Origin of the sequence: Actinomadura sp. KC06, from assembly GCF_004348735.1 — a bacterium.
Taxonomy (GTDB): Bacteria; Actinomycetota; Actinomycetes; order Streptosporangiales; family Streptosporangiaceae; genus Spirillospora.
On the sequence record NZ_SMKT01000046.1, the window covers coordinates 36,151 to 54,833 of the forward strand.

The window sequence follows — 18,683 nt, forward strand, 5'->3', positions numbered from 1 at the left end:
AGGGGGAGTCATGTTCATCCTGGACACCCAGATCCATATGTTCCTGCCCAACACTCCGGACCGGCCGTGGCCGGACATCGGCGAGACCTACACGGGGAAACCGGAGTCCACGCCGAAGCAGATCCTGCCCAGGATGGACGAGCTCGGCATCGACGCCGTCGCGATCGTCCCGGCCATCTGGGCGGGGGACGACAACTCGCCGCAGCTCGCCTGGGCCGCGGAGCACCCCGGCCGGTTCGGCGTGATGGGCCGGTTCAACCTCTGGGACCCTGACCGGGAGCGCATCGAGCGCTGGTTCGACGACCCGTGGATGCGCGGCATCCGGATGAGCTACCCGGACTTCCGCGGCCGCGACTGGATCGACGTCGACACGTTCCCGTGGTTCTGGGAGGCCGCGGAGCGGCTCGGCATCCCGCTGATGCTGCTGATCTACGGTCCCGAGGTCCGCAAGGTCGCCGCGATCGCGGAGCGGCACCCCGATCTCCGGCTGATCGTCGACCATATGGGCCTGATCATCGGCGACCCGGACACCCAGGACCTCTGGGCGTACATCGACGACATCTTCCCCCTGGTGAAGTACCCGAACGTCTACATGAAGTTCTCCGCGATCCCCGATTACACGAACGAGCCGTACCCCTATCCTTCGCTGACCCCGACGTTGCGCCGCGTCTACGACGCGTACGGTCCCCAGCGGCTCATGTGGGCCTCGGACACGACGCGGGTACGCGGCGCGACCTGGCGGGAGAACCTCGACCACGTGCGGTACACGCTCGACTTCCTCAGCGAGGAGGACAAGGTCTGGATGCTCGGCCGGACGGCGGCCACGGTGCTGAACTGGCCCCGTCCCGAGGGCGGCTGGGAATGGGAGCACACGAAAGGATCGTCATGACAATTGCCACGCCTTCGGGCGCCGACTACTTCGTGTCCTGGATCGACGGATCGTGGCGCGAGAGCGACACGCGGTACCCGGCGGTGAACCCCGCCGAGGGGCGGCCGTTCGCCGATCTGGCGGCGGCGTCGACGGACGACGTGGACGCGGCCGTCGCCAGCGCCGGAGCGGCCTTCCGCAAGACCCGCGGCGCGAACCCCGCGACCCGCGCCGAATGGTGCCGCTCGGCCGCCGCGGCGCTGCTCGCCTCGCACGAGGAGCTCGCCGAGGTGCTCTCCACCGAGCACGGCAAGCCGGTCGCCGAGGCGCGCGGCGAGATACTCTTCGCCGTTCGCGGGCTGGAGATGGCCGCGGAGTCCGTCCTCGCCATGGGCGGGGAGACGCCGCACGTGCAGGACGCGAACAAGCGGGCGATCGTCCGCCGCGAGGGACTGGGCGTGTGGGCGGTCATCACCCCGTGGAACTTCCCGGTGAACATCCCCGTCGAGTACATCGGTCCCGCCCTCGCGTCCGGGAACGCCATTGTGTGGAAGCCGGCTCCCACGACGGCCGTCGTGGCGGCGAAGTTCCGCGAGATCCTCCTCGCGGCGGATTTCCCGCAGGAACTGCTGCAACTGGTGATCACGAACGAGGTCGCGGTCGCGAGCCACCTCGTGACGCATCCGGGAATCGCCGCCGTCGGTTTCACCGGCGGCAGCGGGACGGGCCAGTCCATCGCCAAAGCGGCCTGGGACAAGAAGCTCCTGCTCGAACTGGGCGGAAACTCGCCCATCGTGGTCCTCGGCGACGCCGACCTCGAAATCGCGGCGACCGCGATCTCGAACGCGGCGTTCTGGAACGCCGGCCAGGTGTGCAGCGCCGCCGGCAAGGTGCTGGTGGCGGCGTCGTGCGCGGACGAGCTCACCCGGCTGCTCGCGAAACAGGCCACGGACACGGTCCTGGGGTCCCCGCTCGACCCCGAGGTCACGATGGGACCGGTCCACCTGGAGTCCGGCATCGCCCGCTACGACCGGTTGATCGAGGACGCCCGGGCGCGCGGCGCGGACGTCGTGACCGGCGGCGAACGCCTCCAGGACCAGGACGGCTTCTTCTACCCGCCCACCGTCGTCACCTCCGTCGCGCAGGACGCCGCCCTCTTCGCCGAGGAGACCTTCGGCCCGATCGCCTCGCTGTCGGTCTTCGACGACGAGGAGGACATGGTCGCGGCCGCGAACGCCGGCGACTTCGGCCTCGTCGGCTCGCTGTTCACGTCCGACGTCTCCAAGGCGTTCCGGTTGGGCGAGCGCATCGACTGCGGGCTGGTGGTGGTCAACGACACCTCCAACTACTGGGAGTACAGCCTGCCCTTCGGCGGCGCCGCCGGCCGCCGGTCCGGCCGGGGCCGGCTCGGCGGCCGCTGGGTCGTCGACGAGTTCAGCCAGGTCAAGACCCTCGCGATCGACGTCCGCTGACCCCGCCGGGCACCGGCCGCCGCCGGCTGACCCCTGGCCTATCGGGGGCGGGGGAAGGTGGGGAGGCCGGGTTCCGGCTGGACGTTGATCGTGTTGAGCATCGCGGCGACCGTCCAGTAGCGGCCGATGACGGCGATGAGGTCCAGGAGCTGGGCCTCGTCGTAGGTCTTGGCGAGGGCCGTCCAGGTCTGGTCGGTCAGGCGGTTGCGGGCGTGCATCTCGTCGACCGCGTGGAGGAGGATCGACTGGAACTCCGTCCAGCCTTCGGCGGTGGGGCCTTGCGGGACGCGGTCGATCTCCTCCGGCGTCAGGCCGGCGGCGGCGCCCATCCGGACGTGCTGGCCGAAGGCGTACTCGCAGCGGCTCAGCCAGGCGACGCGGAGGATGGCCAGCTCGCGGTCGCGGGCGGGGAGCGGCGACTGGCCGAGCAGGTAGTTCTGCAGGGGGCGCTGCGCCTTGGTCAGGCCGGGGCTGTGTGCCCAGGTGCGGGACACGTGGGCGGTGCCGGTCAGCGCGTCGTCGCCGAACAGCTCGCGTTCGAGCCGGTGGTAGGCGTCCACGTCGACCGGGTCGATGCGGGGATCGGCAGTGCTCATTTCGCGTCCTCCATGTCGTGGCTTGCGGTGCTCCGCGCGGAGCCGTCCGGGGCGTGGCCGATGCTGACCACGGTGGGGACGGGGAAGTGCGGGGCGAGGATCTTCGCGTTCCGGTCGGCGGCGAGGGCCGCGAGCCGTTTGCGGCTGCGTATCGATTCCGAGGGCTCGTACTCGACGGACGGGAGCCAGCACGGATGGTCCACGTGCGCGGGATGGTGAAGGACGTCGCCGGCCAGGATCGCGGCCTCGTCGCCGTCCGCGACGAGCACCGACACGTGGCCGGGGGTGTGGCCGTGCGTCGGCAGGACGGTCATCGCGCCGGACAGGCGGAGTTCGCCATCGAAGGTGTGGAGGCGCCCGGCGTCCTCGACGGCGCGGAGGCGGGTACGGACCTCGCCGGCCACACCGCGGTTGAACGCGATGGCGTCGACCTCGTCGCTCGTCCAGTAGGCGTGCTCGCGCTCGTTGACGAGCACGGTCGCGTTCGGGAAGGTGAGGGCGCCCGCGTCGTCCTTGGTCAGCCAGCCGCAGTGGTCGGCGTGGAGGTGGGTCAGGACGACCTGGTCGACGTCGTCCGGTCCGATGCCGAGCGCGGTCAGGGCGGACGGCATCTCCCCCGCGCCCGCCAGGCCGGGGATCTCGTGTGCGCGGTGGCCGTAGCCCGCGTCCACGACGGTGACGTGGCCGTCGCCCGTGACGACGAAACCGCCGAAGGTCACGGTGAACGGGGCGTCGGGGTCTGTGACGCCGACGGCGGGCATCCAGTCGGCCGGGTCGGCCCCGGTGAACCAGTACTTGCGCGGCCCCCGGGCCACTCCGTCGCTGACGTGCGACACACGTGTCCTGCCGACCTTGATCGTCGCCGAGGTCATCCGGTCCTCTCCCGTTCAGGCCGCTCGCCGGTACTTCGCCCGCCAGCCGACCTGGCGTTCCTCCCACGCGCGCGGGCCCGGTGTGAGCGGCGGTACGCCGGGCGGTCTCGGTTCCGGGTCTTCCGCCTCGTAGACGGCGTTGTAGCGGGGACAGCCCGGCGCGGGGTGCGTGAACTCGTGCCAGAGCAGGAAGCGGGTACCCCGGTCGTACCCGAGGCCGGAGACGATCTCGGGAAGGTGGGTCCGCGTATAGAAGTCGTCGAAGGCGGCGATCTCGATGTCGGTGGCGTCCGCGGCGGGATTCATGCCGACCATCGCCATCTTGCCGGGGGTCAGCTCCGGTGCTCCGACCGAACCGGCGCTCTCCCAGATCATCCGCCATACGACCGCGGCGCGGTAGAACGCGGGCGGGCCGGGCGTGTAGACCGGCCTCTGCCGGCTGACGAACGCGCGCGCGGAATCCTCGCCGTCGATGCCGTAGACGGCCAGCCAGGACGGCACCGTGTCGTCGTCCAGGGGTTCGGTCAGCTCGTAGCGCGCGCCGCTCACGAACCCCTCGTTGAGGCGGACGACCTCCGCGAGATGGACGGTGTCGTAGAAGCCGGCGAGTGCGCGCAGCTCCGCCTCGGACTCGTCCGGACGGGGCCTGAGCCCCACCGCGAGGAAGAACGGACAGCTCAGCGGTTGCCTCCCCATGGACCCTGCCACCCCTCCGCTCGAAACAGTTCACTACAAACCATACATTTCAGACGGTCGCCCTCAGGACCCGGGGGTGGCGCTGGGCGACCGGGGCGCCGCGGTCGAGCCGGACGCAGTGGAACGCGGCAACACCGTCCTGGCGGGCGGCGCCATTTGTGCAGGTCATAAAGCATTTCGCGTGGCGACTTGGGCAAACATCGCCAATTGAATGCGCGACGATCAGGGGATTCTGACAATTCTTTGGAGCGGTCGAGAGTGGTTCAGTTCTCGGCCTGCGCTGGTCATGCGCACGCGAACGGGGCGTTCTGATCGAGGTCTTGCCCGCAATCGGACGGAACGTTAACGTTCAGCTACCCGATAGGAAAGTTTCCTATCAGATGGAGTCCCGCATGCCCCGCTCCCCTCCATCGCCCCGATGGACGCGGCCGTGCCGCTCAGGCAGACGCGGCTTGTCTCCCCGGCCCAGGGCCGTCCCCACGGCCCGAAGCCGCCCGGTCCGTCCACGCCATGACATGACCACCCCCAAAGGCAAGGACCCCCCGCATGAAGAAGTCACAACGCAGGCTCGCCGCCGCCGCGGCGGGCGTCGGCATCGCCCCGTTCATCGCAGTCATCCCGGCGACCTCGGCTTTCGCGCACGGCTACGTCTCGGCGCCGATGAGCCGCCAGGCGCAGTGCGCCAAGGGCATCGTCCAGTGCGGAGCGATCAAGTACGAGCCGCAGAGCGTCGAAGGCCCCAAGGGCCAGCGCACCTGTAGCGGCGGCAGCCGGTTCCGCGAGCTCGACGACGACAGCAAGGGCTGGCAGGCCGCGAGCGTCGGCCAGTCGGTCACCTTCACCTGGGTGTTCACCGCCCGTCACCGCACCTCGAACTACGAGTACTACGTCGGCGGCCGGAAGGTCGCGGACATCAGCGGCAACATGCAGCAGCCGCCGTCCACCGTGTCCCACAACGTCAACCTCGGCGGCGTCAGCGGACGCCAGAAGGTCCTGGCGGTCTGGAACATCGGCGACACCGCCAACGCCTTCTACGCCTGCATCGACGTCAACGTGCAGTAACACCGGCGTCCACGCCACGACATGACCACCCCAACGGCAAGGACCCCCCGCATGAAGAAGTCACACCGCAGGCTCGCCGCCGCGGCGGCGGGCGTCGGCATCGCTCCCTTCGTCGCAGTGATCCCGGCGACCTCGGCCTTCGCGCACGGCTACGTCTCGGCGCCGATGAGCCGGCAGGCGCAGTGCGCCAAGAGGATCGTCCAGTGCGGAGCGATCCAGTACGAGCCGCAGAGCGTCGAGGGCCCCAAGGGCCTGCGCAGCTGCAGCGGCGGCAACGCCGGATTCCGCGAGCTCGACGACGACAACAAGGGCTGGCAGGTCAGCAGTGTCGGCCAGTCGGTGACGTTCACCTGGACGTTCACCGCCCGGCACAGCACGAGGAACTACGAGTACTACGTCGGAGGCCGGAAGGTCGCGGACATCCCCGGCAACAACAAGCAGCCGCCGGCCACCATCTCCCACAACGTCAACCTCGGCGGCGTGAGCGGACGCCAGAAGATCCTGGCGATCTGGAACATCGCCGACACCGCCAACGCCTTCTACGCCTGCATCGACGTCAACGTGCAGTAACGACAGTCCGGAGCCGCCGGAGGCTTCGAGAACTCGCGGCGGCACATCGGCGGCTGGTAATGGCCGGCTCGCTCCGCACCGTGCGGCGGGCCGCACCGCGTGATTTCGCAAAAGGATGTGATGTGGTGCAACGCAAGATGACGCTGCTCGGCGCCGCGCTGCTCGCGGCGGGAGCGCTGTCGGCCATTCTGCCGATGTCGTCGGCGGCCGCCGCGGACTGCGCGACGGCATGGGACGCCTCCAAGGTCTACACCGGCGGCGCGGTCGTGTCGCACGGCGGGCACAACTGGACGGCGAAATGGTGGACGCTGAACGAGTCACCGGGAAACACGATGGTTTGGGCAGACCAGGGGAACTGCGGTGGGTCCAGCGGTCCCACCGACCCGCCCGGCAGCAGTGCCTTCGTGGTGACCGAAGCGCAGTTCAACCAGATGTTCCCGAGCCGCAATTCCTTCTACACCTACACCGGCCTGACCGCCGCCATGTCGGCCTACCCCGCCTTCGCCAACACCGGCAGCGACACGGTCAAGAAGCAGGAGGCGGCCGCCTTCCTCGCCAACGTCAACCATGAGACCGGCGGCCTCGTCCACATCGTCGAGCAGAACAAGGACAACTACCCGCACTACTGCGACAGGAGCCAGCCCTACGGATGTCCCGCGGGGCAGGCCGCCTATTACGGCCGCGGACCCATCCAGCTGAGCTGGAACTTCAACTACAAGGCCGCGGGCGACGCGCTCGGCATCGACCTGCTGAACAACCCGTGGCAGGTGGAGCGGGACGCGGCCACGGCGTGGAAGACCGCCATCTGGTACTGGATGACGCAGAACGGTCCGGGCACCATGACCCCGCACAACGCGATGGTCAACGGGCGCGGATTCGGCGAGACGATCCGCAGCATCAACGGAAGCCTGGAGTGCAATGGCGGCAATCCGTCCCAGGTGCAGAGCCGGGTGAACGCCTACAAGCGGTTCACCCAGCTGCTCGGTGTTCCCACCGGTGACAACCTGACCTGCTGACGGAAACATATAAATCCGATCGCGGATAGACCCCCTCGCGCGCGATCGCCCCGCATCCGACCCGCGTCCGGCCGCCCCCGGACGCGGGTCGTCCGCGTTCTCACCTCTTGTCGTCCCCGGCGGGAACGTAGAGGCGGATGTCGTCGACGTGCGCCGAGCCCTCGTAGTAGTTCAGGTGCGGGTCGCCGATGATGAAGGAGTCCGGATAGGCCGAACCCTTCGGCCATGAGTGCTCGGTCGTGAACGTCCCGGCGGGGCCGGTGTGCTTCAGTTCGCGGTCGAAACGGCCGTCGTATTCGTCCGGGGTCTGGTTGTAGTGCCAGATCGGACGGCCGTCCTCCACGAAATCGTGGTGGACGCGCAGTGTCGTCTGCCCGGTGTTGAGGAACGGGCCGCTCATTTCGAGCGTGTAGCCGGTGCGGTCGCGTTCGACGGCGAACGTGTAGGACGCCTTCGGCAGCAGTTCCGGCCGCAGTTCGGCGCTGGTGAGGTGCTGGCGGAACCTGCCGCCCGGCCCGTACGGCTCGTCCATGGACACGTTCCCGCAGGCCGTCTTGATGTAGTACTCGTTGCTGATGTTGTTGTTGGCCGCCTCGCGGAACTTGTCGCCGCGCACGAACAGCGCGTTGACGCCGTTGAAGGTGCCCTCGAACGTCCGGTAGATCTCGCCGGTCTTCGGGTTGCAGGTCCCGGCGTTCTTCCAGCGCTCGTCGTCGCTGTAGTAGCCGTCCATGATGACCTTGCGCCGGTAGTGGATGCCGGGGTTGCCGTGCGGCGCCGGGGTCGCGTAGTCGAGGATCGTCAGGTAGTAGAACCCGTTCTCCTTCGTCACGTCGGGATAGTCGCAGCGCGACTTGCCGGGCAGCGCGCCCTGGAACGTCCACGGGTACCGGGTCTTGCAGGGTTCGCGGGTGTAGCCGTTGTGCTTGCCGCCGTAGTCGAACGTGCCGCCGCGCTCGCCGCCGAAGTCGATGCCGCGCAGCGTCATCTCCACGCGGTAGCGCGGCGGGAGCGGGCGCGTCGGGCGGATGAGGACGCCGGCGTCCCAGCTCGGCTCGGAGATCCGCGCGGCCTTCTGCCCGCCCGGCAGGGACGCGGTCGACAGGCCGGGCCGCGAGTCGGGACGGCCGTCGCGGTCCTTGTCGACGGCGGCGACCTCGGCGGTCAGCCATCCGCCGCGGCCGAACGCGACGCGCTTGCGGAAGACGTTCAGGGTGGCGAGCTGCCGCGCGAACAGCGGCCCGCTGATCTTCTTCCAGGCGTCGCCGTCGTCGTCGAACGCGTCGACGTGCCACGGGCTGCCCGGACCCTGCGGGTCGAGGCGCCACGGTGCCCCGTCGACCTTCAGCGGCCGGTCGAAGCCCTCATGATCGACCAGGACCCAGCGCCCGCCCTCCGCGAGCCCGGCCACGGTGCCGGACGCGTCGGCGGCACCGCCCGGCCAGGCCGCCGCCGGGACGACCGTCGCCGCCGCCGTCGCGCCCGCGGCCAGCATGGTGACCTTCCACGATCTCCTCAAGACGAGCCCCCTCTCTCGCGGGGACCCTACGGTCGCCGGGACCCGCCTCTAGCGGCACGGCGCGGCGTCTTGCCCGCCCCTTGGCCGAGTCCGGGAACCTCTCTTGCAATAATGTTGCAATTGCGGCTGAGATGCACCCAAATGGGCTGGTTTGCGAAGAGGTGATGTGCGGCGTGCCGAGCGGTACCACGCGGCGTGGGTTCCTGGGGCTCGCGGGGGCGGCGGGCGGGGCCGTCCTGCTGAGCTCGTGCTCGTCCGGCGGGACGGAGTCCGGCCCGCCCCGCAAGGGCGGGACGCTGCGGGCGGTGTTCCCCGGGTCCGGCGCCAAGGAGACCATGGACCCGCACGCCCAGCGGCAGTTCGTCGATATCGCCCGGCACAAGGCGGTCTTCGACAAGCTGGTCGACCTCGGCCCGACGCTGCGTCCGATGCCGCGACTCGCCCAGCGCTGGGAGACCAACGACGACGCCACCGTCTGGCGATTCCACCTGCGCGCCGCCACGTTCCATGACGGCCATGTGCTGGACGCCGACGACGTCCTCTACACGCTCGCCCGCATCCTCGACCCCAAGGGCGTCGACCGCAGGGCGCGGGCCTCGCTGTCGAGCATCGATCTGCGGAAGTCGCGGGCGGCCGGCAAGCAGGTCGTGGAGATCGTGCTGACGCGTCCGAACGCCGAGCTGCCGTCACTGCTGGCCATGACCGGAACGGCCGTCGTGCGGCGCGGTTACAACGACCCGGCCGAGCCGGTCGGCACTGGACCGTTCCGATTCCAGTCGTTCACGGCCGGCCGCTCGTTCGCCGCCCGCCGGTTCGACGACCACTGGGACGGCCCCGCGCACCTGGACGAGCTGCGCATCCTGTCCGCCGAGACCGAGGCGCGGGCCAACGCCGTCCAGGCGGGGGAGGTCGAGTACGCGCACGAGATGACGCCCACGTTCGCCCGCGTCGTCAAGGCGAGCCGGAAGGTGCGGATCATCGCCGCGCCCCGCAGCGGCGCCGAAGGCATCGTGATGAAGACCGACCGGCCGCCGTTCGACGACCCCGACGCGGCGATGGCCGTCAAGCTCCTCGCCGACCGCGCCCGCCTGGTCGAGGTCGTCTTCGGCGGACGCGGCGCCATCGGCAACGACATGTACGGCAAGGGCTTCGCCTACTACCCCGGGGACGTCCCGCAGCGCGAGCAGAACGTCGAAGAGGCCCGCGCGCTGATCCGCAAGACGGGCCTGCTCAACAAGGAGGTCGACTTCTACACCTCCACGGCCGCCAACGGGTTCGTGGACGCGGCGCACCTGTTCGCCGAGCAGGCGGGCGAGGCCGGGCTGCGCGTGAAGGTCGTCACCGGGCCGCCGGAGAGCTACTACACCGACCAGCTCAAGACGGGCCTGCTGGGCAGCCACCGCTGCGGGGCCATGCCGATCCCGACCTACATCAGCGACCGGCTCCTCACCGGCTCCCCGCAGAACGCCAGCGCCTGGGAGCGCGAGGACTTCGACAAGCAGTTCCGCCAGGCCCAGTCGATCGTGGACGAAGGGCAGCGCACGCAGCGCTACGGCGTCCTCCAGCAGCGCATCCACAACGAGGGCGGCCTGCTGATCTGGGGCCACCCCGACTGGCTGAACGCCGTGTCCACCCGCCTGCACGGGGTGAAGGCCGCCCAGCCCAACACCGTCGACTGGGCCCGGTTCGACAACGTGTGGTTGGCCTGACGTTGAGCCGAGCGAAGCTCGTCGATTGGTTGGCGGTGGGCGGGGGCTGGAGGACGGTGGTGCGTCATGCGGCGCGGCGCGTGTTGCTGGCTGTCGTCCAGCTCGCGTGCCTCGCCGTCCTGATCTTCCTGCTGACCTCGCTGCTGCCGGGGGACGCCGCCGAGGTCCAGTTCAACGAGCAGGCGGGGCTGGGGGAGGTCGCGCACCTGCGCGAGCAGCTCGGCCTCGACCGGCCGCTGGACGAGCGGTTCCTCGACTGGGCGGGCGCGCTCCTCTCCGGCGACCTCGGCACATCGCTCGTCGGCGGGACGCCGGTGACCGAGATCGTCACCGGCTCGCTCACCGCGACCGTGCTGCTCGCCGCCGTCACGGCCGTGCTGCTGGTGCCGCTCGCGATGCTGCTCGGCCTGGCCGCGGGCCTGCGCGCGGGCGGACGCCTCGACCGCACGATCACAGCGGTCACGCTGGCGCTCAACTCCATTCCCGACTTCGTCCTCGCGCTGGCGCTGGTCGCGGTGTTCTCGCTGAAGCTGGGCTGGCTGCCGTCCACCTGGCTGGGCGCGGAGGGCGGCGAGCTGCTGACCCGGCCCGTCCTACTGGTGCTGCCGGTGGCGGTGCTGCTCGCCCGGACGGTCTGCACGCTGTCCCGGCAGATCAGGGCGGGCACGATCGCGGCGCTGGAGGCGGGCTACACCGTCCAGGCGCGGCGGCTCGGGGTGCCGCGCGGCCGGCTGGTGCTGCGGCACGTGCTGCCGAACGCCGCCGTGCCGGGCGTCCAGGAGCTGGCGCGGACGGGCGACCAGCTCCTCGGCGGGGTGCTGATCGTCGAGGCGGTCTTCGCGATCCCCGGCACCGCCACGGCGCTGATCGAGGCGGTGCAGAGCCGCGACGTGCCGACCGTCCAGGCGCTGACGTTGCTGCTGGCGGCGGTGGCGCTGACGCTCAACATCGCCGCCGACCTGGTCTGCGAGCGCCTCGCGCCGCGCGCGGAGGTGCTGCGATGACCCGCCGCTTCTCCGCGCTGACGCTGGTGGCGGGGCTGCTGCTGGCCGTGCCCGTCCTGGTCGCGGCGCTCGGGCCCGTCCTCGCCCCGGCGATCACGCCCGAGGACGGCGCCCCCTACGTCACGGGCGGCGGCCACCTGCTCGGCACCGACGGGACGGGACGCGACGTCCTCGGCCTCCTCCTGCGCGGCGGGCCCAGCGCCCTGGGCGTCGCCTGCTGCGCGGTCGCGCTCGCCTACGTCCTCGGCGGGACGCTCGGGCTCGCCGCCGCCACGACCCGGCACCGCTGGCTGGACGAGCTGGCGATGCGGCCGGTGGAGCTGATCCTGCCGATCCCGTCGCTGCTGATCATCAGCGTGGTCGGGGTCGGGTGGCGCGGGCGTCCTGAGGCCATCGCGCTCGCGGTCGCGGCGATCAACGTCCCGGCGGTGGCGCGGCTGGTGCGGGCGGCGGCGCTGGACGCGGCGAGCGGCCCGGTCGCCGAGGCGATGCGGATGCAGGGCGAATCGCGGGCCCGCGTCCTGTTCGGCCACATCGGACGGACCGTGCTGCCCGTGGCCGCCGCCGACGCCGGAACCCGCGTCTCATTCGCCGTCTTCACCGTCGCCGCCGCCAACTTCCTCGGCCTCGGCCTGGACCCGAACTCGCCCGACTGGGGCGTCGCCATCGCCGCGAGCCGGGAGGCGCTGCTCGTCCAGCCGTGGGCGGTGTGCGCGCCCGCCGCGATGCTCGTCATGTTCACCGTCGGGCTGAACCTCCTCGCCGACCGGCTCCTGAGCGGGCGCGCCCATGAGCGCCTGCGCAGCGCGAAGGCGGCACGATGATCGAGGTCAGCGGGCTGACGGCGCGCACCGGGACGGCCGAGATCCTGCGCGGGGTCGGCCTCGGCGTGCGGGCGGGCGGGGTGACGGCGCTGGTCGGGCCGTCCGGCAGCGGCAAGACGACCACCGCGCTCGCGTTGCTCGGCGAATCCGCGCCGGGCGTGGAGCTGCGCGGGACGGTCAAGGTCGGCGGCGTGCCGGTGGTGGACGAGCGCGGCGTCACGCCCGAGGCCGCCCGCCTGCGCGGACGGACGATCGCCTACCTGCCGCAGCATCCCGGCAGCGCCCTCAACCCCGCGCGCCGCACCGGTGCCGTCGTCAAGGAGCTGGCGCGGCTGCACGGAACGACGACCGTCGCCGACGCCGTCAGCAAGGCCCAGCTGTCACCGGACAGATCGGTGCTGCGCCGCTTCCCGCACCAGTTCTCCGGCGGGCAGCGCCAGCGCGTCGCCCTCGCGCAGGTGCTGGCCTGCGGCCCCAAGGCGCTCATCCTGGACGAGCCCAGCACGGGCCTCGACACCGTGACGCGCATGCGGCTCGTCCAGGAACTCTCCGCCCTTGCCGCCGACGGAATGGCGCTGCTGCTCCTCAGCCACGACCACGATCTTGTCGGTGCCCTGGCCGACCATGTCGTCATGCTGGACGACGGCCGCGTCACCGGCCAGGGCGCGCCGCAGGAGGTCCTGCCCGCAGCGGCGGCACCGGCACGCCTCCGCAAGCCCGCGCCCGATGCGCCAGCGCGTCTGGAAACTCGGAATCTGACCGCCTGGCTGCGCGCCGGAGGACGGGGCGAGGTCCTGCACGACGTCTCCTTGTCGCTGCCACCGGGAGGCAGCCTGGCCGTCGCCGGGCCTTCGGGCGGAGGCAAGACGACCCTGGCCCGATGCATAGCGGGCCTCCACGAACGGCATCGAGGGAACGTCCTCCTGGACCGGACGCCCCTGCTGCCGCTCCGCCGCCGTGACCGGACGCAGAAGCGCCGCGTCCAGTACGTGTGGCAGGAGGTCCGCGGCTCGTTCGACGAGCGCCGCACCGTGCTCGACCAGGTGGCCCGGACCGCCGTCAAGCTCCGCGAATCACCCCCGGCGAAGGCGGATGCGGAGGCCGCCGATCTCCTCGCCCGCCTGGGCGTCGAACCGGACACCGCGCGCCGCCCCCCGTCCGCCCTCTCCGGCGGAGAACTCCAGCGGGCGGCGTTCGCCCGCGCCGCCCTGGCCCGTCCCGACGTGCTGATCTGCGACGAGATCACCACGGCGCTCGACGCCGCCGCCACCGGCCGCGTCCTGGACGAGATCGCACGGCTGCGCGCGGACGGCACGTCCGTCCTGTGGATCGGCCACGACCTGGCGCTGCTGGCCCGCGTCGCGGACGAGCTGATCGTCCTCGACGGCGGGCGCGTGGTCGACAGCGGCGACCTCGACCACGTCCTCGAAACACCCGAGTCCGGTACGACCCGCCTGCTGATCCAGGCGGCCCGACCCCAACGGAGGGAACCATGACCGAGACCGCCACCTGGCAGGAATGGCAGGAAAGCTGGGACCGCCAGCAGGAGTGGTACATGCCCGACCGCGAGGAGCGCTTCCGCGTCATGCTCGACACGGTCGAGGCGGTCGCCGGGCCCGAGCCGGCCGTCCTCGACCTCGCCTGCGGGACGGGCACCATCACCGACCGGCTGCTGAGGCGCTTCCCCGGCGCCCGCGCCACGGGCGTCGACATCGACCCGGCCCTGCTCACCATCGCGGGAGGGCACTTCGCCGGCGACGAGCGGGTGGAACTGGTGACCGCCGACCTGACCGACCCGTCCTGGACGGACGCCCTGCCGCACCGCTCGTACGACGCCGTCCTCACGGCCACCGCCCTGCACTGGCTGGACACCGAGCCGCTCCGCGTCCTGTACGGGCGCATCCACGGCGTGCTCAGGGACGGCGGCGTGTTCCTCAACGCCGACCACATGACCGACGAGTCCACGCCCCGCCTCAACGCGGCGGCCGAGGCGTTCCACGCCGCCCGGCGGGAACGCGAGCGGGCCGCGGGCGCGCTCGACTGGCCGAACTGGTGGACGAAGGTCGCCGCCGACCCCGTCCTCGCCGAGCCGGCCCGCCGCCGGTTCGCGATGCTCGGCGACCCCCGCAGCCCGGACGGCGCGCACCGGGCCGACCGTCCGACCACGACCCGATGGCACCTGGACGCCCTCCGCGAACAGGGCTTCGCGGAGGCCCGCCAGGTCTGGTGCTCGCACAGCGACGCCCTGGTGGCGGCCCTGCGCTAGCGGACCCCGCGCAAGGGTCAGGTGGCGGGGCTCGGCTCGGGTCCCGGACGCCGCGGTGCGCTGACGGCGAAGTACAGCAGCACCATGCCCGCGATCTGAGCGAGGTGGTAGACGGACGTCGGGTCCAGCGCGACGCGTCCGGTGACGTCGGGGTCGAGGGCCTTGGTCCCCGCCGCGGCCCCGCTGGCGGCCAGCGCGATGATCATCGGGCCCGCCATCGGGTGGCGGCGGCGGGCCGCCACGCCCCACAGGATCAGGATGCTGACCATCGTCAGGCTCTCGCAGGCCAGCAGCGCCGTGACGCCCGCGTGCCCGGTGACGGCCAGGCACGCGTAGGCCACGATCCCGACCGAGCGCAGCAGCCAGAACGTCTTGTGGTGGCGGGGGCCGAGCACCTCGGCGACGGTCGCGGCCAGCAGGTACGACACCGCGACGACGACCATCGCGCTGATGACGGCCCAGCTCGGCTCGTCCCACCGGTCCGAGTACTTCACGAAGCCGTGGTGGACGAACCCGGCCAGCGCCGCGATCCCGGCCCACCAGAAGGACGTGCGCCACAGCCGGTTGGCCGAGCGGAGCTCGTCATTTGATTGGTGGTGGGCGGGGGCTGGAGGACGGTTGGCCGACGGTGCGCGTCCTAGCCGGACGGCGAGAGCCACCACGACCAGTCCCAGCGCGAGGTCGCTCAGAGCGGGCGCGGGTTCGGCGAGCATACGTGCACGGTACCGGGCAAATTACTCACTATGCGTGGGCGCTGTACGTATAGCATGAACGGTGATTTCGCCAGGGGCGTCCCGCGGGGGGCGGGAGCGCCCGTCGCCTCCCCGCCCGCGTCGTGGAGTCCGCGTCCATGAGCTCTGCCTCACACTCGCACCGGAGGGTCCACAGGGCGATCATCTGCGTCGACATCGAGAGGTTCACCCGCCCGGGGCTCAACGACCTGCAGCGGGCGGACATGCGCAGAGGTCTCTACGAAGCCCTGGAGCGGGCCTTCACCTGGGCGGGGATCGCCTCGGACGACCGCTACCACGAGGACCGCGGGGACGGCGCGTTCTTCCTCGTCCCGACGGAGGGCCCGCAGGCGAGGCTGGTCGACCCGCTGCCGTTCCACCTGGCCGGTGAGCTCGAACGGCACAACCGCGACGTGGACCCCGACACCCGCATCCGGCTCCGCGTCGCGCTGCACGCCGGGTACGTCCACCACGATCCGAAGGGCGTCGTCGGCACGGCGCTCAACGAGGCGTTCCGGCTGCTGGACGCCCCCGAGGTGAAGCAGGCGCTGGAGGACGCGTCCGGCGACCTGGCGTTCATCGCCTCGGCGCGGTTCCACCACGACGTCATCCGGACGCGCCGCGTGTTCGACTCGTCCGCCGACCGCAAGGTGCGGACGACGGGCAAGGAACCGCACGTCGAGGCGTGGCTCTGCGAGTTCGCCGAGCAGGTCCGCGCGGGCCGGGAGTTCCGCGCGGCGCTGGCCCGGATCCGGGACGCCCTCGCGTCCGTCGACGCGACGCTCCAGAAGACCCGGGAGGTCCGGGAGGAGACGGTCGAGAAGGTGTCCTCCCCGGTCCCGGACGTCTCCGACCCGGCGGACGGCCTGCCCGAGCGCCTCGCCGCGCTCGGCGAGGCCCGCCCGGGGCACCGGTGGGCGCGGCTCCTCGCCGCCGCGTCGGAGCTGGAACGGGACGCCGCCGCCGCGCTGGAGCAGGCGGGGTCGGCGCTCGCCGTCGTCCAGGCGCCCCTCGACGTGCGCGAGGAACTCCGGGGCCGGCTGGCGTCGCTGCAGGTGATGGCGCGGAACCTGGGGCGCGCCGAAGACCCCCGCCTCGACGAGCCGTACCGGACGGCCCACGACCTGCTCTGGACCGCGCCGTGCGACCTGGAGGCCGCCGAGTCGGCCGTGCTGCGCTACCTGCGGGAGATCCAGGAAGGGTAGGCCCGATGACCGCAGCGAAGCGAGGATCTTCGGGCCGCCTCCCCGGGGGTCTGGGGGTCGCCCCCCAGAAAGGTAGGGCCCCATGAGCTCCACGAGCCGGTGCGTCCACTGCCGCAGGGGCGTCGTACGGTCCGGGTTCTGCGACTTCTGCGGGATGGCGCCGCCGTCGGCGTCCGCCCCGCCCCCGAAAAGGCCGGAGCGGCCGCCGACCGAGCCGTGGTCCGGGCCGACGGAGCCGTGGCAGGGGCCCGCGGGGCAGACCCCGTCCAGGCGCATCACGCCCTACGGCCTGCTGGACATGGCCGGTGTGCCGCCCGTCCCGTACCGCGACCCCGAGACGGCGATCCTCGCGGACGTTCCCGCCGACGAGCCCGTCCCGCAGCTGCGCCCCGGCGAGATGGTCGGCGGCCAGTACGAGGTCCAGGGCTGCCTGACGCACGGCGGCCAGGGCCGGATCTACCTCGCGCACGACAACAACGTCGGCCACTGGGTGGTGCTGAAGGGCCTCCTGGACGCGGGCGCGGACGTGTCCGACGTGCCGGAGTCGGAACGGGCCGCGCTCGCCGCCGTGAGCCACCCCAACATCGTCAAGATCCACAACTTCGTCCGGCATCCGGCGGGAACGGCGCGGACGGGCCGGGCGGGCGTCCAGCGCTACATCGTGATGGAGTACGTCGGCGGCCGCTCCCTCCAGGAACTGCTGGACGACAAGCGCCGCGACGAGGGCCCGCACGCCGTGCTCCCCGTCGACCACGTCATCGCCTACGGGATCGAGATGCTCTGGGCGCTCGACTACCTGCACACCCGCCGCATCCTCTACTGCGACCTCAAGCCCGCCAACGTCATGCAGTGCGAGCAGCGGATCACGCTCATCGACCTCGGCGCGACCTGGCGGATCGACGGCAGCCCGCCGGGCGCGCCGCTCTACGGCACCCGCGGCTTCGGGGCGCCCGAGCTGCCCGAGCGGAGCCCGTCGATCAGCTCCGACCTCTACACCGTGGGCCGGACGATGGCGGTGCTCAGCTTCGACTTCGACTACACGGGCGAGTTCGAGACGAGCCTGCCCGAGCGCGACGACGTCCCGCTGCTGCGGCGGTTCGACTCCTACGACCGGCTGCTGCGCCGCGCCACCCACCGGGACCCGGCGCGGCGGTTCCGCGGCGCGGCGGAGATGGCCGAGCAGCTGTTCGGCGTCCTGCGGGAGGTCATGTCCGCGCCGCGCAACGCCGATCCGTGGCCGGTGCCGTCCACGCTGTTCGGCCGGGAGCGGCTCGCGGTCGGCACCGAGATCGCCGCGTCCGACCGGACGGTCGCGTCCGGCCGGGACGGGCCGGTGCTCGGCTCCCTCACCGCGGACGCCGCCGCGGCCGCCCTGCCGGTGCCCGTGATGGACGAGCCGGACGAGGTCGCCGGGCTCGCGGAGCTGACCTCAAGGGGCCCGACCGAGATCGTCGAGACGCTGACCGCCAGGGCCGCCCGCCAGCCCCCGGCGCTCGAGGAGCGGCTCGCCCTGATCCAGGCCCACCTGGACCTCGGGCAGCGGGCGGAGGCCGACGCGACGCTCGCCGGGCATCCGCCGTCCGACCAGGACGACGTCGACTGGCGCATCCTCTGGTACCGGGGCGTCAGCGCGCTGATGGCCGGCGAGTACACCCGGGCGCAGATCCTGTTCGACGGCCTGTACGACCGGATGCCCGGCGAGGCCGCGCCCAAGCTGGCGCTGGCGTTCTGCTGCGAGGGGTCCGGCGAGATGGCGGAGGCCGCCCGCCGCTACGAGAGCGTCTGGCGGACCGACCGCGGCTACCTCAGCGCGGCGTTCGGGCTGGCCCGCGTCCGGCTGGCGATGTCGGACCGCTCGGGCGCGGTGGACGCCCTGGACGAGGTCCCCTCGCTGTCCAGGCACTACGGCGCCGCCCAGCTCGCCGCGATGGCCGCCACGCTGCGCGGCCGCCCGTCCGACCAGCTGTCCAAGGAGCACCTGCAGAAGGCGGCGGCGCGGCTCGACCACGCGCGGGTCGACGGCGAACGGCGCCGCCAGCTCGTCGCCGAGCTGCTGGAGGCCGCGCTGGCCTGGGCCGAGGCGAAGGGCGAGGAGCACCCCGACACGACGCTGATCAACGCGCCGCTCACCCGCGACGGGCTGCGGAAGGAGCTCGAACGGACGTACCGGGCGCTGGCCCACGTCGCCGACGACAGAGAGACCCGGCACGCGCTGGTGAACAAGGCCAACGCGGTGCGCCCGAGGACGATCCTCGGCCCCTGACCCCCTGCCC

Annotated in this window: 18 protein-coding genes; 13 read left to right on the top strand and 5 right to left on the bottom strand. The window is 71.9% G+C overall.

Going from position 1 to position 18,683, the window contains the following annotated elements:
• Window positions 1-10: 10 nt before the first annotated feature.
• Together E1287_RS17025 and E1287_RS17030 are read left to right on the top strand one after the other, a co-directional pair.
• On the top strand, window positions 11-889 hold the full coding sequence (locus tag E1287_RS17025; protein ID WP_131965932.1) for an amidohydrolase family protein: 879 nt from the start codon (window positions 11-13) through the stop codon (window positions 887-889).
• Window positions 886-2,340, top strand: a complete 1,455-nt coding sequence (locus tag E1287_RS17030; RefSeq protein WP_165969052.1) for an aldehyde dehydrogenase family protein — start codon at window positions 886-888, stop codon at window positions 2,338-2,340. Before E1287_RS17025 ends, E1287_RS17030 begins: the two co-directional genes overlap by 4 nt.
• 38 nt (window positions 2,341-2,378) lie before the next feature.
• Here the strand turns inward: E1287_RS17030 and E1287_RS17035 are convergent, their stop codons facing one another.
• The 3 genes from E1287_RS17035 to E1287_RS17045 are packed head-to-tail and all read right to left on the bottom strand — an operon-like array spanning window position 2,379 to window position 4,504.
• Complete coding sequence (locus tag E1287_RS17035) at window positions 2,379-2,936, bottom strand: carboxymuconolactone decarboxylase family protein (RefSeq protein WP_131965934.1); 558 nt, start codon at window positions 2,934-2,936, stop codon at window positions 2,379-2,381.
• Window positions 2,933-3,808 carry an MBL fold metallo-hydrolase gene (locus tag E1287_RS17040; RefSeq protein ID WP_131965935.1) on the bottom strand — a complete coding sequence of 292 codons (876 nt, stop codon included), beginning with the start codon at window positions 3,806-3,808 and terminating at the stop codon, window positions 2,933-2,935. Before E1287_RS17040 ends, E1287_RS17035 begins: the two co-directional genes overlap by 4 nt.
• A gap of 15 nt (window positions 3,809-3,823) precedes the next feature.
• The gene (locus E1287_RS17045) at window positions 3,824-4,504 is read right to left on the bottom strand and encodes a hypothetical protein (RefSeq protein WP_131965936.1); all 681 of its coding nucleotides are present in this window, start codon (window positions 4,502-4,504) and stop codon (window positions 3,824-3,826) included.
• 76 nt (window positions 4,505-4,580) lie between these two features.
• On the opposite strand from E1287_RS17045, the gene E1287_RS46340 reads away from it, so the two are divergent.
• From E1287_RS46340 to E1287_RS17060, 4 genes are all read left to right on the top strand, one after another.
• Window positions 4,581-4,715: a hypothetical protein gene (locus tag E1287_RS46340; RefSeq protein WP_279505271.1), complete on the top strand. Its 135-nt coding sequence runs from the start codon at window positions 4,581-4,583 to the stop codon at window positions 4,713-4,715.
• 335 nt (window positions 4,716-5,050) lie between these two features.
• Entirely contained in the window at window positions 5,051-5,566 is a 516-nt protein-coding gene (locus E1287_RS17050; RefSeq protein ID WP_131965937.1) for a lytic polysaccharide monooxygenase auxiliary activity family 9 protein, read from the top strand.
• A gap of 51 nt (window positions 5,567-5,617) precedes the next feature.
• Window positions 5,618-6,136, top strand: a complete 519-nt coding sequence (locus E1287_RS17055; protein WP_131965938.1) for a lytic polysaccharide monooxygenase auxiliary activity family 9 protein — start codon at window positions 5,618-5,620, stop codon at window positions 6,134-6,136.
• 122 nt (window positions 6,137-6,258) lie between these two features.
• Window positions 6,259-7,152 (top strand): glycoside hydrolase family 19 protein, encoded by an 894-nt coding sequence (locus E1287_RS17060; RefSeq protein WP_207934258.1) that lies wholly within the window; start codon window positions 6,259-6,261, stop codon window positions 7,150-7,152.
• Between the two features lie 100 nt (window positions 7,153-7,252).
• Here the strand turns inward: E1287_RS17060 and E1287_RS17065 are convergent, their stop codons facing one another.
• Window positions 7,253-8,671 carry a hypothetical protein gene (locus E1287_RS17065; RefSeq protein WP_207934259.1) on the bottom strand — a complete coding sequence of 473 codons (1,419 nt, stop codon included), beginning with the start codon at window positions 8,669-8,671 and terminating at the stop codon, window positions 7,253-7,255.
• A 173-nt stretch (window positions 8,672-8,844) separates the two neighbouring features.
• Here E1287_RS17065 and E1287_RS17070 point away from each other — a divergent pair, with 173 nt between their 5' ends.
• Genes E1287_RS17070 through E1287_RS17090 form a run of 5 tightly spaced genes read left to right on the top strand, consistent with a single transcriptional unit; the run spans window position 8,845 to window position 14,474 of the window.
• The gene (locus tag E1287_RS17070) at window positions 8,845-10,380 is read left to right on the top strand and encodes an ABC transporter substrate-binding protein (RefSeq protein WP_207934260.1); all 1,536 of its coding nucleotides are present in this window, start codon (window positions 8,845-8,847) and stop codon (window positions 10,378-10,380) included.
• A gap of 59 nt (window positions 10,381-10,439) precedes the next feature.
• A complete protein-coding gene (locus E1287_RS17075; RefSeq protein WP_279505276.1) occupies window positions 10,440-11,384 on the top strand; it encodes an ABC transporter permease in 945 nt (314 codons plus the stop codon).
• Window positions 11,381-12,208, top strand: a complete 828-nt coding sequence (locus tag E1287_RS17080) for an ABC transporter permease subunit (RefSeq protein ID WP_131965941.1) — start codon at window positions 11,381-11,383, stop codon at window positions 12,206-12,208. Before E1287_RS17075 ends, E1287_RS17080 begins: the two co-directional genes overlap by 4 nt.
• Entirely contained in the window at window positions 12,205-13,704 is a 1,500-nt protein-coding gene (locus E1287_RS17085; protein WP_131965942.1) for an ATP-binding cassette domain-containing protein, read from the top strand. Before E1287_RS17080 ends, E1287_RS17085 begins: the two co-directional genes overlap by 4 nt.
• Window positions 13,701-14,474: a class I SAM-dependent methyltransferase gene (locus tag E1287_RS17090; RefSeq protein ID WP_131965943.1), complete on the top strand. Its 774-nt coding sequence runs from the start codon at window positions 13,701-13,703 to the stop codon at window positions 14,472-14,474. Before E1287_RS17085 ends, E1287_RS17090 begins: the two co-directional genes overlap by 4 nt.
• A 17-nt stretch (window positions 14,475-14,491) precedes the next feature.
• On the opposite strand, the gene E1287_RS17095 is transcribed toward E1287_RS17090, so the two are convergent.
• Window positions 14,492-15,187 carry a hypothetical protein gene (locus E1287_RS17095; protein ID WP_131965944.1) on the bottom strand — a complete coding sequence of 232 codons (696 nt, stop codon included), beginning with the start codon at window positions 15,185-15,187 and terminating at the stop codon, window positions 14,492-14,494.
• A gap of 137 nt (window positions 15,188-15,324) precedes the next feature.
• Between E1287_RS17095 and E1287_RS17100 the strand changes: the two genes are divergently transcribed.
• A complete protein-coding gene (locus E1287_RS17100; protein ID WP_131965945.1) occupies window positions 15,325-16,410 on the top strand; it encodes a hypothetical protein in 1,086 nt (361 codons plus the stop codon).
• Between the two features lie 82 nt (window positions 16,411-16,492).
• The gene (locus tag E1287_RS17105; RefSeq protein ID WP_243719106.1) at window positions 16,493-18,673 is read left to right on the top strand and encodes a serine/threonine protein kinase; all 2,181 of its coding nucleotides are present in this window, start codon (window positions 16,493-16,495) and stop codon (window positions 18,671-18,673) included.
• The last annotated feature ends 10 nt before the right edge of the window (window positions 18,674-18,683 follow it).

What these genes read in the sequence shown, in the direction of transcription:
- E1287_RS17025 (WP_131965932.1), top strand. Translation starts at nt 11, where the DNA reads ATGTTCATCCTGGACACCCAGATCCATATGTTCCTGCCCAACACTCCG.
- E1287_RS17030 (WP_165969052.1), top strand. Translation starts at nt 886, where the DNA reads ATGACAATTGCCACGCCTTCGGGCGCCGACTACTTCGTGTCCTGGATC.
- E1287_RS17100 (WP_131965945.1), top strand. Translation starts at nt 15,325, where the DNA reads ATGAGCTCTGCCTCACACTCGCACCGGAGGGTCCACAGGGCGATCATC.
- E1287_RS17045 (WP_131965936.1), bottom strand. Translation starts at nt 4,504, where the DNA reads ATGGGGAGGCAACCGCTGAGCTGTCCGTTCTTCCTCGCGGTGGGGCTC.
- E1287_RS17035 (WP_131965934.1), bottom strand. Translation starts at nt 2,936, where the DNA reads ATGAGCACTGCCGATCCCCGCATCGACCCGGTCGACGTGGACGCCTAC.
- E1287_RS17040 (WP_131965935.1), bottom strand. Translation starts at nt 3,808, where the DNA reads ATGACCTCGGCGACGATCAAGGTCGGCAGGACACGTGTGTCGCACGTC.
- E1287_RS17095 (WP_131965944.1), bottom strand. Translation starts at nt 15,187, where the DNA reads ATGCTCGCCGAACCCGCGCCCGCTCTGAGCGACCTCGCGCTGGGACTG.
- E1287_RS17050 (WP_131965937.1), top strand. Translation starts at nt 5,051, where the DNA reads ATGAAGAAGTCACAACGCAGGCTCGCCGCCGCCGCGGCGGGCGTCGGC.
- E1287_RS17085 (WP_131965942.1), top strand. Translation starts at nt 12,205, where the DNA reads ATGATCGAGGTCAGCGGGCTGACGGCGCGCACCGGGACGGCCGAGATC.
- E1287_RS17080 (WP_131965941.1), top strand. Translation starts at nt 11,381, where the DNA reads ATGACCCGCCGCTTCTCCGCGCTGACGCTGGTGGCGGGGCTGCTGCTG.
- E1287_RS17055 (WP_131965938.1), top strand. Translation starts at nt 5,618, where the DNA reads ATGAAGAAGTCACACCGCAGGCTCGCCGCCGCGGCGGCGGGCGTCGGC.
- E1287_RS17105 (WP_243719106.1), top strand. Translation starts at nt 16,493, where the DNA reads ATGAGCTCCACGAGCCGGTGCGTCCACTGCCGCAGGGGCGTCGTACGG.
- E1287_RS17090 (WP_131965943.1), top strand. Translation starts at nt 13,701, where the DNA reads ATGACCGAGACCGCCACCTGGCAGGAATGGCAGGAAAGCTGGGACCGC.